General features: G+C 48.9%; 13 protein-coding genes and 2 tRNA genes. All 15 read left to right on the top strand.

What is annotated here, in order from left to right:
* Positions 1 to 728 precede the first annotated feature (728 nt).
* A complete protein-coding gene (locus TX77_RS10390; RefSeq protein ID WP_044505019.1) occupies positions 729 to 1,982 on the top strand; it encodes a pyridoxal phosphate-dependent aminotransferase in 1,254 nt (417 codons plus the stop codon).
* 23 nt (positions 1,983 to 2,005) lie between these two features.
* A complete protein-coding gene (proC, locus tag TX77_RS10385; RefSeq protein WP_044505018.1) occupies positions 2,006 to 2,806 on the top strand; it encodes a pyrroline-5-carboxylate reductase in 801 nt (266 codons plus the stop codon).
* Between the two features lie 428 nt (positions 2,807 to 3,234).
* Positions 3,235 to 4,782 carry an L-lactate permease gene (locus TX77_RS10380; protein WP_081651741.1) on the top strand — a complete coding sequence of 516 codons (1,548 nt, stop codon included), beginning with the start codon at positions 3,235 to 3,237 and terminating at the stop codon, positions 4,780 to 4,782.
* A 459-nt stretch (positions 4,783 to 5,241) separates the two neighbouring features.
* A complete protein-coding gene (locus tag TX77_RS10375) occupies positions 5,242 to 6,663 on the top strand; it encodes an FAD-binding oxidoreductase (protein ID WP_044505017.1) in 1,422 nt (473 codons plus the stop codon).
* A 110-nt stretch (positions 6,664 to 6,773) separates the two neighbouring features.
* A complete protein-coding gene (larA, locus tag TX77_RS10370) occupies positions 6,774 to 8,057 on the top strand; it encodes a nickel-dependent lactate racemase (protein ID WP_044505016.1) in 1,284 nt (427 codons plus the stop codon).
* 149 nt (positions 8,058 to 8,206) lie between these two features.
* Positions 8,207 to 8,905, top strand: coding sequence for a TerC family protein (locus tag TX77_RS10365; RefSeq protein ID WP_044505015.1), 699 nt, complete (start codon positions 8,207 to 8,209; stop codon positions 8,903 to 8,905).
* A gap of 56 nt (positions 8,906 to 8,961) precedes the next feature.
* A tRNA-Pro gene (locus TX77_RS10360) sits at positions 8,962 to 9,038 on the top strand.
* A 52-nt stretch (positions 9,039 to 9,090) separates the two neighbouring features.
* A tRNA-Ser gene (locus tag TX77_RS10355) sits at positions 9,091 to 9,182 on the top strand.
* 410 nt (positions 9,183 to 9,592) lie between these two features.
* The gene (rpmE, locus tag TX77_RS10345) at positions 9,593 to 9,802 is read left to right on the top strand and encodes a 50S ribosomal protein L31 (protein ID WP_044505013.1); all 210 of its coding nucleotides are present in this window, start codon (positions 9,593 to 9,595) and stop codon (positions 9,800 to 9,802) included.
* 72 nt (positions 9,803 to 9,874) lie between these two features.
* Positions 9,875 to 10,762, top strand: a complete 888-nt coding sequence (locus TX77_RS10340) for a DUF1385 domain-containing protein (RefSeq protein ID WP_044505011.1) — start codon at positions 9,875 to 9,877, stop codon at positions 10,760 to 10,762.
* Positions 10,763 to 10,772: 10 nt separating this feature from the next.
* Positions 10,773 to 11,861, top strand: coding sequence for a peptide chain release factor 1 (prfA, locus tag TX77_RS10335; RefSeq protein WP_044505010.1), 1,089 nt, complete (start codon positions 10,773 to 10,775; stop codon positions 11,859 to 11,861).
* Positions 11,854 to 12,711, top strand: a complete 858-nt coding sequence (gene prmC, locus TX77_RS10330) for a peptide chain release factor N(5)-glutamine methyltransferase (RefSeq protein WP_044505009.1) — start codon at positions 11,854 to 11,856, stop codon at positions 12,709 to 12,711. Before prfA ends, prmC begins: the two co-directional genes overlap by 8 nt.
* 6 nt (positions 12,712 to 12,717) lie before the next feature.
* Entirely contained in the window at positions 12,718 to 13,770 is a 1,053-nt protein-coding gene (locus TX77_RS10325) for an L-threonylcarbamoyladenylate synthase (protein ID WP_044505008.1), read from the top strand.
* A 74-nt stretch (positions 13,771 to 13,844) separates the two neighbouring features.
* Positions 13,845 to 14,282 (top strand): ribose 5-phosphate isomerase B, encoded by a 438-nt coding sequence (rpiB, locus tag TX77_RS10320; protein WP_044505007.1) that lies wholly within the window; start codon positions 13,845 to 13,847, stop codon positions 14,280 to 14,282.
* A gap of 17 nt (positions 14,283 to 14,299) precedes the next feature.
* Positions 14,300 to 14,923: a uracil phosphoribosyltransferase gene (gene upp, locus TX77_RS10315; RefSeq protein WP_044505006.1), complete on the top strand. Its 624-nt coding sequence runs from the start codon at positions 14,300 to 14,302 to the stop codon at positions 14,921 to 14,923.
* The last annotated feature ends 32 nt before the right edge of the window (positions 14,924 to 14,955 follow it).

The raw sequence follows: 14,955 nt of genomic DNA, 5'->3' as shown, positions 1-14,955 counted from the left end.
CAGCAAAGAAGCACTAGCAAATGCTAGTGCTTCTTTTGTTATATGAATCATGAAATAAAAATTACGACGGATGTCGAAGACGACTGTATTGCGGCTGTCGAAATGATGTACAGGCCTTTAAGACGGATGCGAAGCGACTAGTCTGCCGTAAGAGTTAGATGTGGCAGCTTTTAAGACGGATGCCAAAGACCGCGAGACTGCCGTTACTGGCCCATATGGCCTCTTGCAAGGATGAGTGTCAAAGAGAATCAGACTGCCGCAGTCAGTACCCTGCGGTTCCGTTTTACTGTCAGGGAATTCCAGACATATCGGATTTTTTCAATACTGCAGTTATCAGCACCTTGTGCTTGCCTGTTACCTTTAAAATCTTTACGGACCACTGACTGCAATCTTTCATCCCATAGCAATCATTGCCAATCAGCAGTCCAAATGATTCAGTGCCAATCCCGTATCCCGATTTCACACTTACTTTTTCATTCTTTGAATAATAGCTATTCACTATAATACATATAATTATAGTAACTGATAATTTGGTCAGAAAATGATTTTTTCGGGCACTTATGCAATTATTTTAAGCCATTTATGCTGATACAGAAAAGGATAAGCAACAAGCCGTGTATATCCTTTGTATTTTGAATACATCGCAGATATATGGAGACTGTTTGTTGTCATTCTACTTTGAATGTGGTATAAATGTGTATGTAACTAAGAAAGGGGAGTTGATTCATATGGTAAAAAGTGTTGCAGCACCGCAGGCAAAGGGGAAGAGTGCTGAAGATAAAATTTTTGGCGCCAACAATCGAGCCGTTGCTTTGACAGAAAAATTAGGGGCTGATAAGGTCATTAACGGGACCGTCGGTTCTTTGCTTGATGAAGACGGCAATTTGGTTATGCTCGATGTTGTGCAAAAAGCTTATAAGGCCTTGACTCCGAAAGAAATCGTCGCTTATGCACCGATTCAGGGCTATCCCGATTATCTGGAAGCTGCCATTGACCAGTGCTTTGGTGAATCTCGTCCGGACGGCTACATTCGTGCCTGTGCTACGTCCGGTGGTTCTGGCGTTCTCCATCACGTCATTCACAACTACTCCGAATGGGGTGATGACATCCTGACCAGTGACTGGCATTGGGGTGCTTACGGTTCCATGTGCCACGATAACGGGCGTAACCTGCGGGAATTCAACTTACTGACGGACGATGGGAAATTTAATTTCCAAAGCTTCAAAGAACATGTCAGTGCTATGGTTGCCAAACAGTACAACACGGTTATCATCATGAATTCTCCGGCCAATAACCCGACTGGTTTTGGTCTGTCCGACTCTGAGTGGGATCAGGTACTGTCCTTCCTGAAAGATGTCGTCAAAGGCCAGGATAAAAATATTATCTTCGTCTCTGATGTAGCTTATCTCGACTACAGCGGTGAAAAACATGAATGCCGCAAGTTCTTCAAAAAATTCGGTAACATGCCGGACAATGTCTTCATCATCGTGGCCTATACCTGCAGCAAGGGATTTACCATGTATGGGCAGCGAATGGGGGCTATGATCGGTATTACCCAGAATAAAGATATTGCCGATGAATTTGTTGCCATTAACCAGTATACCAGCCGTGCTACGTGGTCTAACTCCAACAGCGCTGCCATGAAGGTCATGGCTAATATCTGCAAGGATCCGGCTAAAGTTGCTGAACTCGATGCTGAACGGGCCAAGTATTTTCATCTTATTCAGGAACGGGCCGATTTGTTCATGAAGGAAGCCGATGAATGCGGTTTAAAATATCTGCGCTATATTTCCGGATTCTTCATTACCATCCCCTTAATCGGGGCTCAGAAAGTCTGTGACGAATTGGAAAAGGAAAATATCTTCCTCGTTCCTTTGGAAAAAGGTATCCGTTTGGCGGTCTGCTCCGTTTCCAAGAAAAAAATTCAGGGGCTGGCTGCGAAGATTAAAGCGACCTTTGATGCCGTCGGCGTTCAGCAGTAACGGCTGAGGAAAGGATTGGGCTTATGTTTAAAACTATCGGTGTCTGCGGAACCGGCAATATGGGACAGGCTATCGTCAAAGGCCTGGTAGCTTCGAAGGCTATGGCTGCAGATCATATCTATCTGTACAATATCCATCGGGAAAAAGCGGATGCCTTAGCGAAAGAGACGGGAGCTGTTGTCGTCGATTCACCGCTGAAATTAGCAAAGCTCTCCCATGCGCTTATTATGGCCGTCAAGCCGAATATGATGGAGAAGGCGATTTATGCTGTTCGTGACGGACTGGCAGCGGACACGGTTCTCATTTCTATTGCCGCCGGCCTCTCTCTGGAAAGCCTTGCCGGCTATGCCGGAGAGAAGACTAAAATCGTTCGCGTCATGCCCAATACACCTGCCATGGTCGGGGAAGGCATGGCTTCGATTTCGTCGAACGACATGGTGACGGCAGAAGAAACGGCTGATGCCGTCGATATTTTTTCCAGCTTTGGCAAGGCGGAAGTCGTCGATGAAAAATTGATCGACGCCGTCTGCGGTCTCAGCGGCAGCGGTCCGGCCTATGTCTACTTGTTTATCGAAGCCTTGGCTGACGGTGCCGTCCGCGAAGGGATGCCGCGGCAGATGGCCTATACCTTTGCGGCTCAGACTGTCTTAGGGGCGGCGAAGATGGTCTTAGAAACGGGAACCCATCCCGGAGCCTTGAAAGATGCCGTCTGTTCTCCAGGCGGTACGACCATTGAAGCCGTACAGACTTTGGAAGAAAACGGTTTTCGGGCTGCGGTCATGAAGGCTGTCAGTGCTTCGGCAGAAAAAAATAGAAATCTTTAATCTCATTACCCGTTGAAGGTTTGAAAACCTTCTCCGGGTAATTTTTTTATTTTTTAGTAAAATAGAGGGACACTTTTCGTTATAAATCGTTTATAAACGGCTTTGTTATGCGATTTTTAGATAATTTAAAAATTACAAAAAAGTAATAATAAAAATAAGATTTAATTATTTTTACTTCATAAACTCAAGAATTTTACGGAGTAATATGCAAAATAGTAAAGAATGTTGTGATTTATATCGAAAATAGGCATATGATTATGTCTAAATGTAATTTACAAACATTACTTTCAGGTATATAATAACAAGCATAGAAACTGTATCCGGATACAATCTAATATGAGAAACGGCGATGCCCATAATTTTTTATGGACGAGCCCATGCCTCTTAAAGGCGTGACACGTGTATTTTTTATGAAAGGGTGTTATGTAATGGTTATCTTGGCCTTACTCCCGATTCTATTTCTCATTGTAGCATTGGGATTCTTGAAGATGGCCGGTTGGAAAGCGTGCCCAATCGCAGCCATTATCGCATTTATTGTTGCTGTGGCCGTGTATGACATGCCGGTTCCCATCGCTATTTCGGCAGCCTTAGAAGGGGTTGCCCTGGCATGTTGGCCGATTTTGCTGGTCATCGTTATGGCGCTGTTTGCCTATAAGTTGACGGTTGCAACGGGCAGCCTGGAAATTATCAAACAGATGCTGACCACGGTTAGTGAAGACAAACGTGTACTGTTCCTGCTCATCGCTTGGGGCTTCGGTACTTTTATGGAAGGCATGGCCGGGTTCGGTACGGCTGTTGCTATTCCGGCAGCTATGTTGGTTGCCCTCGGCTATCCGCCGATCAAGACCATCGTTGCTTGCTTGATTTCTAACGCTGTAGCGCCTTCGTTCGGTTCCATCGGTATTCCGACGACGACGATGGCTGCTGTTACGGGTCTTGATTCCGGTGTCTTGGCTACGAAGGTTTCCATCGTATCCTTTATTCCCGATCTGATCGTTCCGTTCTTAATGGTTATTTGTATCGGCGGCGGCCTGAAAGCCATCAAGGGCGTCGGAATCGTTACTCTTCTTTCTGGTTTAGCCCTGGCTATTCCGCAGCTGCTCATTTCCGTGACCATCGGTGCTGAACTTCCGGTCATGGTTTCGTCCATCATCATCATGGCTGTTATCGTCCTTTATTCCAGAGCCTGCAAGACGACGAGCAATCCGGAATATCAGGTTGATTTCAAAACTGATGATCAGAAAGCCGTTTCCTTTGGAGAAGGCGTAAAAGCTGCTATGATTTTCATCTTGATCTTCGTCCTTCTCGTTGGAACGTCGAAACTCTTCCCGTTCATCAACGGACCGCTGGCTTCTATTAAAACGACGGTTCCGATCTACGCCGGTGCCGGTGCCAAACCGTACACCTTTACGTGGATTGCCGTTCCGGGTATCATGATTTTCATTGCCTCCGTTTTAGGTGGCTTGTATCAAGGTGCTTCCATCGGTAAAATCGCTCAGGTCTTTAAAGACAACTTCGTTGGCCTGCGCTTTACGTACTTGACGATCATCACCGTTGTCGTCGTCGCGAAACTGATGACCTATTCGGGTATGACCAAAGAAATCGCCGATGCCCTCGTCTTTGCAACCGGTAACGGTTATCCGGTTTTCGCTCCCTTCGTTGGCGGCTTAGGTGCTTTCATCACCGGGTCGTGCACGAACGCCAACGTTCTCTTTGGGCCGCTCCAGACGTCGGTTGCCTCAAGCCTCGGCATGAGTCAGCCCTGGCTTGCCGGTGCCAGCTCTCTTGGCGGTTGTATCGGCAAGATGCTTTCTCCGCAGAGTATTGCCCTTGGTATCGGTGCTGTCGGTGCCGTTGCTGACGGTAAGGAAGGCGAAATCATGCGAGGTACTGTCGGTTATTGCCTCTTCTTGCTGGTCATTGCCGGTATCATCACGATCGTAGCTCCCAGCGTCGTTCCTTTCTTAGTCAACTGATATATAGTAGGCAGGCATGAAAGAGTATGCTGCATATCTATGTAGCATACCCTTTTTCTAACAGGAACAATGTGATATAATCTGTTGTGAAATGTTCCTCATACGAAACGTTTCCTTATAGGAATAATACAATATTACTTTAAAGCATAGTAAAAATTCGTAAAAATAATCGCAATTTAAAGTTTTTCGTTTGTTGCCGGTTTATTTAAAAATAAACTGCTCTTATGATAAGTTATCATGGAATAGTGCAAATCAATCGAAAAGTGATATGCGTAAAATGTGCAAATGTAATTTACATGCATAGCAAAGTAGAGTATAATGATACCTGTAAGAGATAAACGAAGAATAAACACAACAGACTAGTTTATATTTTCGTTATATTCGGTCTTAATCTGGAAGTCCTTTCCGGATGTAAATAAGTGTTATGCTTATTCTTTTCATTATTTGGAGGTATGTATTATGGCAAAAGGTAAAGTTTCACCAGAGTTAATTGAACAGTTCAAACAAATCGTCGGCGAAAAGTACGTTTATACGGACAAAGAAAAACTCGAACCGTATTCCCACGATGAAGTAACGGACCCTCATTACATGAAAGAACCGCAGGTCGTCGTTCTCCCTGCTACGACGGAAGAGGTTTCTAAAGTCGTAAAACTCTGTTATGAAAACGATACAGTTATGGTTCCGCGTGCTGCCGGTACGGGCCTTGCAGCCGGTGCTGTTGCTACGTTCGGCGGTGTCATCATCTCCATCGAACGCATGAACAACATCATCGAAATCGACAAAGAAAACATGGTCTGTGTTACGGAACCGGGCGTTACGACGGCCGTTCTCCAGGAATCCGTTCAGAAAGAAGGCCTCTTCTACGGCGGCGACCCCTGCAGTGGGGACTCCTGCTTCATCGGCGGTAACGTTGCTACCAACGCCGGTGGTAACCGCGCTGTTAAATACGGTGTAACCCGCGACCAGGTCATGGGCATGGAAGTCGTTACTCCGAGCGGCGAAGTTGTAACCCTTGGCGGTAAATTCCGTAAAAATGCTACGGGCTACATGCTGATGCACCTCTTCATCGGTTCTGAAGGTACCCTCGGCATCATCACCAAGATTTACCTCAAATTGGTTGCTCTTCCGAAATACCAGATGGACCTCTTGGCAGTATTCGACAACCTCGATGACGCTATCGCTTTGACTCCGAAAGTCATGGGCGCCGGCATCACTCCGGTCTGCGTCGAATTCATGGACAACGCTTCTATCAAACAGGTTGAAATCTTCCTCGATGAAAAACTGCCGAAATCCGACATCGGTAACTACATCATCATCCAGATCGCCGGCGACAGTGAAGACGTTCTTGATGAACAGTGCGAAAAAATCGTCGAATTGGCTGAAGAAAACAACGCTATCGACTCCTTGGTTGCTGACCCGGCTGTCATTTGGAAATCCCGTAAAGCATACCTCGAAGCTGACCGCGCTCGCAGCTTAGTCTTCTCCATGGAAGATATCGTCGTTCCCATGACGGAAATCCCTGACGCTGTACAGCAGATTTCCCGCTTGGCTGAAAAATACAATGTTGCTATGCACTGCGCCGGCCACTGCGGCGACGGCAACGTCCATATCGATATTTTGAAAGATGACCGCACTCAGGAAGAATGGGAAGAAATGCTCCCGAAAATCCAGGGCGAAATCTATGCTCTCGTTTACCAGCTCGGCGGCCGCCTCTCCGGCGAACACGGCATTGGCTACAAACGTGAAGCTCTCCTCGAAAAATACACGGACCCGGTTGAACTCAGCATGATGAAAGCTGTTAAGAAAGCCTTGGATCCGAAGAATATCATGAATCCGGGCAAAGTTGTCAGCATCAACGACGAAGTTCCGGTCGAAGAATAAGTTTTACAGTTGTATACTAAGGGAAAAGGGCAAGGCCAAGGCTTTGCCCTTTCTCTTTAGAGCTATGAAATGCTATGAAAATAGCGCGGATTTAGAAAGGGTGTGTACGTATGCAGAAGTTTGCAGTGCCTTTTGGCAAAGAAAAGATCAAATTTGAACTGCCGGATGAACAGGTAGCCGGCGTTCTCGTTTCCCATGCTCACGAATATAAAGCACCGAAATCGGAAGAAGAACTCGTTGCCGATGCTTTGGCTAACCCCATTGGCAGCCCGAAACTGAGCGAATTGGCCAAAGGTAAAAAAACTTGCGTCATTATTTCCAGTGACCATACTCGTCCCGTACCGAGCCATGTCATCATGCCGCAGCTCCTGGCTGAACTGCGCAAAGGAAATCCGGACATCGACATCACCATCCTCATCGCAACGGGGATGCATCGCCCGACAACGCAGGATGAATTAGTCGCGAAATACGGTAAAGAAATTGCTGAACACGAAAAATTCTCCATCCATGTCAGCCGTAACGACGAAGACATGGTCAGCATCGGTACCTTGCCGTCCGGCGGCGAATGCCTCATCAATAAACTGGCTGCTAATGCCGATCTGCTCATTTCGGAAGGCTTCATTGAACCTCATTTCTTTGCCGGCATGTCCGGTGGCCGTAAATCCGTTTTGCCGGGGATTGCCAGCAAGATTACGGTCTTGGCTAACCACTGCTCCGAATTCATCGCCAGCCCTAATGCCCGTACGGGTATCTTGAAAGGCAACCCGATTCACGAAGATATGCTCTACGCTGCGAAGGCAGCTAACCTGGCATTCATCTGCAACGTCGTCATCGATGCCGATAAGAAGGTCATCGCTGCTTTTGCCGGCGACCGCGAAGAAGCCCACTATGCCGGCGTCGACTTTGAAATGAAATTGGCCGGTGTAAAACCGATTCCGGCTGACATCGTCATCACGACCAACGGCGGCTATCCTCTGGACCAGAACATTTACCAGTCCGTAAAAGGCATGACGGCTGCTGAAGCTACGTGTAAAGATGGCGGCGTCATCATCGATGTATCGTCCTGCTCCGACGGTCACGGCGGCGAAGACTTCTACAACAACTTGAAGAATGCTACGTCTCTCCAGAAAGCCATGGATGAAATCCTGGCCCGCGGCCGCAACGAAACGGTCTTTGACCAGTGGGAAGCTCAGATTCTCATGCGTATGCTCCTGCGGTTTACGATCATCATGGTTACGGAAGCTCCGAAACAGATGATTGAAGACATGCACATGAAATACGCTTCGTCCATCGAAGAAGCTTTGGCTATGGCAAAAGACGTATTGGCTGAAAAAGGCGTTAAGGAACCGAAAGTCACGGTTATTCCTGACGGCGTATCGGTTATCGTAAAATAAGCTTTTCGGCTGATTATTAAGATCATGAATAATGAAACGGCTCTGTAAAGGTGAACCCTTTATGGAGCCGTTTTTGTCTTGCAATGACCTATAAAGTATCATATAATGAGTGAGATATTGTTTTGGCATGGATAAAAGGGGGAATTGCCTTGGCAGGGTTAGAAACAACACTGGTATTCGACATCACCATGATTCTGCAAGTCGTGCTCATCGATTTGGCCTTAGGCGGCGATAATTCGATCGTCATCGGCATGGCAGCTAAAAATCTGCCTGCACATCTGCAAAAGAAAGCTATTTTATACGGAACGGCAGGGGCTATCATCCTGCGATTTATCATGGCTTTTATCGTGTCCTGGCTGTTCCAGGTGCCTTTTTTGAAGACACTCGGCGCCGTCCTGCTCGTTTTCATTGGCATCAAGCTCATCGGAGCCGATGAGGCCGCCGAAGATATCCACGTCGAAGCTAAGGACTCCTTATGGGCGGCTGTGCGGACGATTATGATGGCCGATGCCCTCATGAGTTTAGACAACGTACTGGGGATCGTCGGGGTCACGAATAACCACTGGGGCCTTTTGATGTTCGGCATGCTCATTTCGGTTCCGATCATCGTCTTTGGCAGCACTGTCGTCGTTAAAGTCATGAACCGGTTCCCTATTTTAGTCTATATCGGCGGAGCTATCCTCGGCTGGGCTTCCGGCGGCATGGTGGCAACGGACCCGTATTTAGCGCAGTATGTCGGCTGGGCAGCCGCTAATCCGACAGCGATGAAACTCGTCTTGTTGGGCGTTACCGTCGTCGGCGGTTTTCTTTGGAAATCCCTTCACCGGGGAGGGAAAATTGCGGTCTAGATAAAGAAAAAACTTGACATTTTCTTCCAGTGTGATATTATATATAAGTCAGGTAACGGGGCGTGGCGCAGTTTGGTAGCGCGCTTGGTTCGGGACTAAGAGGTCGCAGGTTCAAATCCTGTCGCCCCGACCATTTTATATATCGGTATTTATCCCGAGAATACAGTAAGCGATATATAAAGCATGGAGAGCTGTCCGAGTGGCTGAAGGAGCATGATTGGAAATCATGTATAGGGCGAACGCTCTATCGTGGGTTCAAATCCCACGCTCTCCGCCATAAGAAAAAAGACGATCACGAAAGTGGTCGTCTTTTTTTATCTTTCATCAAAAATGTGTTTGCGGCTAACATTTTCTTTACCTACATGGATGGCGTCGCTCACGCCGTTTTGCCGCATCATGGCCTGTGCAGCTTTTGGACTATGCACGGTGTGTCCGATTCTATCATGCCCGAAGACAGTGAAAGTGTCTCTTTTTAATAAGGAATCGGCAGTACTTTTAAAGAAGATATATAATGTTATATAGTATATAAAGAGGGGGAGTCCGTTGTTGACGTCTCCTTCTGAGACATCTGATGGAGTGATCGGAATCCCGTGAACCCATCGATATTTTCCTTGCAATTCAAGGCCCGATGTGATAAACTATTCTAGCATAGGTTTTGAATGATTGATATAGAAAGAGGTGTAAGTGGTGAAAGAAGGTATTCATCCGAAGTATTATACGAATGCCAAGGTAACTTGCGCATGCGGCAATACGTTTGAAACAGGTTCTACGAAACCGGAACTGCGTGTTGAAATTTGCTCTCAGTGCCATCCGTTCTTTACGGGTCAGCAGCGTGCTCAGCAGGCTCGTGGCCGTATCGAACAGTTCAATAAACGTTATGGTAAAACAGGTAAATAATCAGCAGTACAAGTGGGCAGCAGAGCAGAAATGCTCTGCTCTATTTGTATGTAGAGAAAGGGAGGTAACGCTTTGAAGAAACCGAAGATTTATGTCGGCGGTCAGGCTGTCATCGAAGGGGTTATGATGCGCAGTCCCCAAACGATTGCCACGGCTGTTCGGACACCGTCCGGTGAAATTACGGTAAAAAAAGAGCCTATTCGGTCCATTTCCGAACGGTTTCCGATTCTGAAGAAACCCTTTTTGCGGGGAACCGTAGCTTTGGTCGAGTCCCTCATATACGGCATGAAGAGCCTCTCTTATTCGGCACAGGCTGCCGGTGAAGAAGAGGAACAGCTTTCGAGCTGGCAAATGGCCCTCACCATGGGGATTTCTGTCCTCTTGGCTATCGTCTTCTTCTTGGTCATCCCTACGTACGCTGCTAAATTTATTCCCGGCGTTACGGACAGTGCCTTTCGGCTCAATGTCGTCGAAGGGATTTTGCGCCTGGCTATATTTCTATTATATATATGGGCCATTTCATTGACGGCAGACATCCGCCGGGTCTTTGAGTATCACGGAGCCGAACACAAGACGATTTGGACCTATGAATCCGGTGAAGAATTGACCGTTGAAAATGTCATGCGTCATACCCGCCTCCATCCGCGGTGCGGCACGAATTTCCTGCTCATCGTCATGGTCGTGTCGATTTTCGTCTTTGCCTTTTTGGGCTGGCCGAGTTTCATCGAACGTGTCTTGTCCCGTATCGTCCTCATGCCTGTCGTTGCCGGTATCAGTTATGAAATGATACGCCTGGCCGGGCGCACGACGAATCCCGTCATTCAAACCATATTCCGACCGGGTCTGTGGCTTCAATATCTGACGACCCGTGAACCGCATCCCGACCAGATAGAAGTTGCCATCGAAGCTATGAAGGCTGCGAAACCGGCTGACGACGGCGATGTTACAGAGATAAAGTAAGGAGAGAATTATGAGCTCATTTATGGATAAAGTACAGGCCGTGGAGAATAAATTCATGGACCTGGAACAGCAGATCAGCGACCCTGCGGTCATTGCCCGTCAGGAAGAATGGCAGAAGCTGACGAAGGAACATGCGTCGCTCATGCCCCTTGTCGAAACGTTCCGCAAGTATAAGGACATCACCCATACGATAGAAGGGGATCAGGAAATCTTGAACGACCCCGACAGCGATGATGACCTCATGGCCATGGCTAAGGAAGAAATGAACGGCCTTGTAAAAGAACAGGCCGACCTTGAAGATCAGCTGCACATCCTCATGCTGCCCAAGGACCCGCGGGATGACAAAAACGTCATCATGGAAATCCGCGGCGGTGCCGGCGGCGACGAAGCAGCCCTCTTTGCCGGCGATCTATTCCGCATGTATATGAAATATATCGAAAAGCAGCCCGGCTGGAAGACGAGTATTATCAGCTCTAACGAACCGGAATTGGGCGGTTTTAAAGAAGTCGTATTCTCTATCGAAGGATCCGGTGTCTTTGGCAAGCTGAAATATGAATCGGGCGTCCACCGCGTTCAGCGTGTCCCCGTTACCGAAGCCGGCGGCCGTATCCACACGTCAACGGCGACTGTTGCCGTTCTGCCGGAAGCAGAAGACGTTGAAATCGATCTCAATATGGACGATGTCCGCGTCGATTATTTCCGTGCCTCCGGTGCCGGCGGTCAGCACGTCAATAAGACGAGTTCTGCCGTCCGCATGACCCATATTCCGACGGGCATGGTCGTCGAATGTCAGGACGAACGGTCGCAGCTGGAAAATAGGGCCAAAGCTCTTCGCGTCTTGAAAGCCCGTCTCCTCGATCAGGCTCAGCAGAAAGCGGACGCCGAACTGACGGAAGAACGGCGCAGCCAGGTCGGTACGGGTGATCGTAGTGAACGAATCCGCACGTACAACTTCCCCCAGGGCCGGGTAACGGACCACCGTATCAACCTGACTTTGTACAAACTCGATAACGTCTTAAACGGTGATATCGACGAATTTATTCAGGCTCTGGCTGAAACTCGCCGAGCTGAACTGATGAAAGAAGCAGAAAATGAATAAGATTTGGACCATCGGTGCCTTGCTGCAATGGACTCAGCAGTACTTTGCAGAAAAAGGCATCGATTCACCGCGTCTGGATGCAGAGATTCTCTTGGCCCATGTCTTAAAAAAAGAGCGGATTTATTTATATGCCCATTACGATGAGCCCATGAACGGTGAAGAACTGGCGGCGTATCGGGAATTGGTGAAAAAGCGGGGGAGCCGTTTATCCGTCGCCCATATCTTGGGAAACCAGGCTTTTATGGGACTTGATTTTAAGGTCAGCCAGGATGTGCTCATCCCGCGGCCGGAAACGGAGATGCTCGTAGAAACCGTGATAGCGGCGGCTAAGGGAACAAAGCCTGTCGTCATCGACATCGGCACGGGAAGTGGTGCCATTGTTCTCAGTCTCTTGTCGTACTTACCGGAGGCGACGGGATTTGGTGTCGATATTTCCCCGAAGGCCTTGGCCGTGGCCGCCGAGAATGGCCAAACCTTGGGTCTTAGCGACCGCGTAACCTGGCTTGAAAGTGACCTTTTCACGGAGGTCCCGGCCATGGCCTGTGACTGGCTGGTGTCGAATCCGCCTTATCTGACGGCTCAGGATATGGCAGATCTTCAGCCTGAAGTGCGCCATGATCCGGAACTTGCCTTGTACGGCGGTGACGATGGGCTTTCTGTTTACCGGAGACTGGCTGAGACCTCGCCGTCCTATGTCAAAGGCGGCGGCCACTGTGCCGTCGAAATCGGGGCCGGCCAAGCCCCGGATGTCATCGACATTTTCTGCCGGACCGGTGCCTATGACCATGAACAGACCGTTAAAGATTATGGCGGCATTGACAGAGTCCTGTTATTTACAAGAAAAGAGTAATAGATCATGAAGCAGACGAAACTTGTAGAAATTACGGATATAGAGCAACAGAAGGAGATTCTTGAAGAAGCCGGAAGGATTATTCGTGACGGCGGACTGGTCGTCTTTCCGACGGAAACGGTGTATGGAATCGGTGCTAACGGCCTTGATGCCGACGCCTGCCGCAGTATTTATGAAGCGAAAGGGCGTCCCAGTGACAATCCTTTGATTTTGACCGTTCCCGACGAAGAAGGGGCCCTTCAGGCAGCGGCAGTCATCTCGCCGACGGCGCAGAAATTGATGAATTATTTCTGGCCCGGTCCCTTGACCATCGTCCTGCCCAGAAAACCCATCGTTCCCGATGCGGCTACGGGAGGCCTCGATACGGTGGCCCTGCGCTGCCCTGATCACGATATCTGCCGGGCTTTTCTGCGCTATGCCGGCGTTCCTGTAGCCGGTCCCAGCGCCAACTTATCGACTCGTCCCAGTCCGACGACGGCGGCTGAAGTCATGCACGACATGGACGGCCGTGTCGATATGGTCATTGATGGAGGTCCCTGCCACATCGGCGTTGAATCGACAATCGTTGAATGCAATGGCGACGACAAGGTAACTATCCTTCGTCCCGGCGGCGTTACCATTGAAATGCTCAAGGAAATCGTGCCCATTGTTGAAATGGATACGACCTTGGTGACCGGCAAGGGGGTTCCCAAGGCGCCTGGCATGAAGTACCGCCATTATGCACCGTCAGCACCGATGACTGTCGTCGTAGGGACGGAAGACAAGGTAACGGAAAAGCTGCAGTCTCTGTATGAAGTACTTAAGGCAGAAGGGAAGACCGTCGGCTTCTTGGTCAGTGAAGAAGTAGGCAGTCATTTTCCTCATAAAAACATGTACGTCTGGGGCCATCACGACGACAAAGAAGCCTTGGCTAACCAGCTCTATACGGGTCTCCTTTCCTTTGACAGCGACGTCGTCGACGTCATCTTAGCCGAAGGCGTCGATGATGAAGGGCTCGGCCTTGCTATCATGAACCGCATGAAGAAAGCTGCCGGCGGTCATGTCATCGTCGTTGATTAAGGCTTTTCGCAAAGCCCGGGAAGATGTATAATAAGATAGAATTACACCAGCACACAGACAGGGAGGATTTAATGATGAAATTAGTACTTGGCGCCGATCACGGCGGATTTGAACTGAAGGAAAATATCAAAGAATATTTGAAAGAAGAAGGCATTGAATTTACCGACTACGGCACCTTGAGCGGCGATCGCTGCGACTATCCCGACGTTGCCAAAAAAGTTGCCGAAGCTATTGCCGACGGTACCTTTGACCGAGGCATCCTCGTTTGCGGCACCGGCATCGGCATCGGCATTGCGGCCAATAAAGTTCACGGCATCCGGGCAGCTCTTTGCCACGATACCTTTTCGGCAGAATTCTGCCGCCGCCATAACGACGCCAACATTCTGACCATGGGCGGCCGCGTTATCGGACCGGGCCTGGCCAGAGAAATTGTTCGTATTTTCCTGTCCACCGGTTTTGACGGCGGCCGTCACGCTGAACGCGTTGCCAAAATTGCCGACATGGATAAATGAGGAAGGAGTATTCACACATGCATGTACAAGTAATGGATCATCCGCTTATTCAGCATAAAATCACGCTCATGCGCAAAAAAGAAACGGGGTCGAAGGACTTCCGCAACCTCTTAGAAGAAATCACCATGCTCATGGGCTATGAAATCACGCGGGACCTGCCGTTGGAAAATGTAGCCATCGAAACGCCGGTCGCTACGATGACGGGCAAGCAGATCAGCGGCAAGAAACTGGGCATCGTCCCCGTTCTTCGCGCCGGTTTGGGCATGGTTCAGGGGATGCTGAACCTCATCCCCATGGCGAAAGTCGGTCATATCGGCCTCTATCGCGACCCGCAGACTCTGGAACCGGTTGAATATTACTGCAAACTGCCTGATGTTGAAAACCGCGACTTCATCATTGTCGATCCCATGCTGGCTACCGGCGGCAGTGCTTCGGCAGCCATTACCCTGCTCAAGGATAAGGGTATCAAGAACATTAAGCTCATGTGCTTGGTAGCCGCTCCTCAGGGCGTTCAGAAGGTCAACGCCGATCACCCTGACGTTCGCATCTACGTCGCCGCCCTTGACGATACCTTGAATGACCAGGGCTATATCGTTCCCGGTCTTGGCGATGCCGGCGACCGTATCTTCGGTACGAAATAAGACGCTTTTATTACGGCATATAAAAAAATCAC

This window comes from Megasphaera massiliensis, from assembly GCF_000455225.1.
Classification (GTDB): domain Bacteria; phylum Bacillota; class Negativicutes; order Veillonellales; family Megasphaeraceae; genus Megasphaera; species Megasphaera massiliensis.
The sequence above is the reverse complement of the archived record's forward strand: the minus strand, read 5'-3'. Positions and strand labels throughout refer to the sequence as shown.

Excerpts from the sequence above, each read along its gene's own strand:
- TX77_RS10390 (WP_044505019.1), top strand. The coding sequence starts at position 729 with ATGGTAAAAAGTGTTGCAGCACCGCAGGCAAAGGGGAAGAGTGCTGAA.
- proC (WP_044505018.1), top strand. The coding sequence starts at position 2,006 with ATGTTTAAAACTATCGGTGTCTGCGGAACCGGCAATATGGGACAGGCT.
- TX77_RS10380 (WP_081651741.1), top strand. The coding sequence starts at position 3,235 with ATGGTTATCTTGGCCTTACTCCCGATTCTATTTCTCATTGTAGCATTG.
- TX77_RS10375 (WP_044505017.1), top strand. The coding sequence starts at position 5,242 with ATGGCAAAAGGTAAAGTTTCACCAGAGTTAATTGAACAGTTCAAACAA.
- larA (WP_044505016.1), top strand. The coding sequence starts at position 6,774 with ATGCAGAAGTTTGCAGTGCCTTTTGGCAAAGAAAAGATCAAATTTGAA.
- prfA (WP_044505010.1), top strand. The coding sequence starts at position 10,773 with ATGAGCTCATTTATGGATAAAGTACAGGCCGTGGAGAATAAATTCATG.
- prmC (WP_044505009.1), top strand. The coding sequence starts at position 11,854 with ATGAATAAGATTTGGACCATCGGTGCCTTGCTGCAATGGACTCAGCAG.
- TX77_RS10325 (WP_044505008.1), top strand. The coding sequence starts at position 12,718 with ATGAAGCAGACGAAACTTGTAGAAATTACGGATATAGAGCAACAGAAG.
- rpiB (WP_044505007.1), top strand. The coding sequence starts at position 13,845 with ATGAAATTAGTACTTGGCGCCGATCACGGCGGATTTGAACTGAAGGAA.
- upp (WP_044505006.1), top strand. The coding sequence starts at position 14,300 with ATGCATGTACAAGTAATGGATCATCCGCTTATTCAGCATAAAATCACG.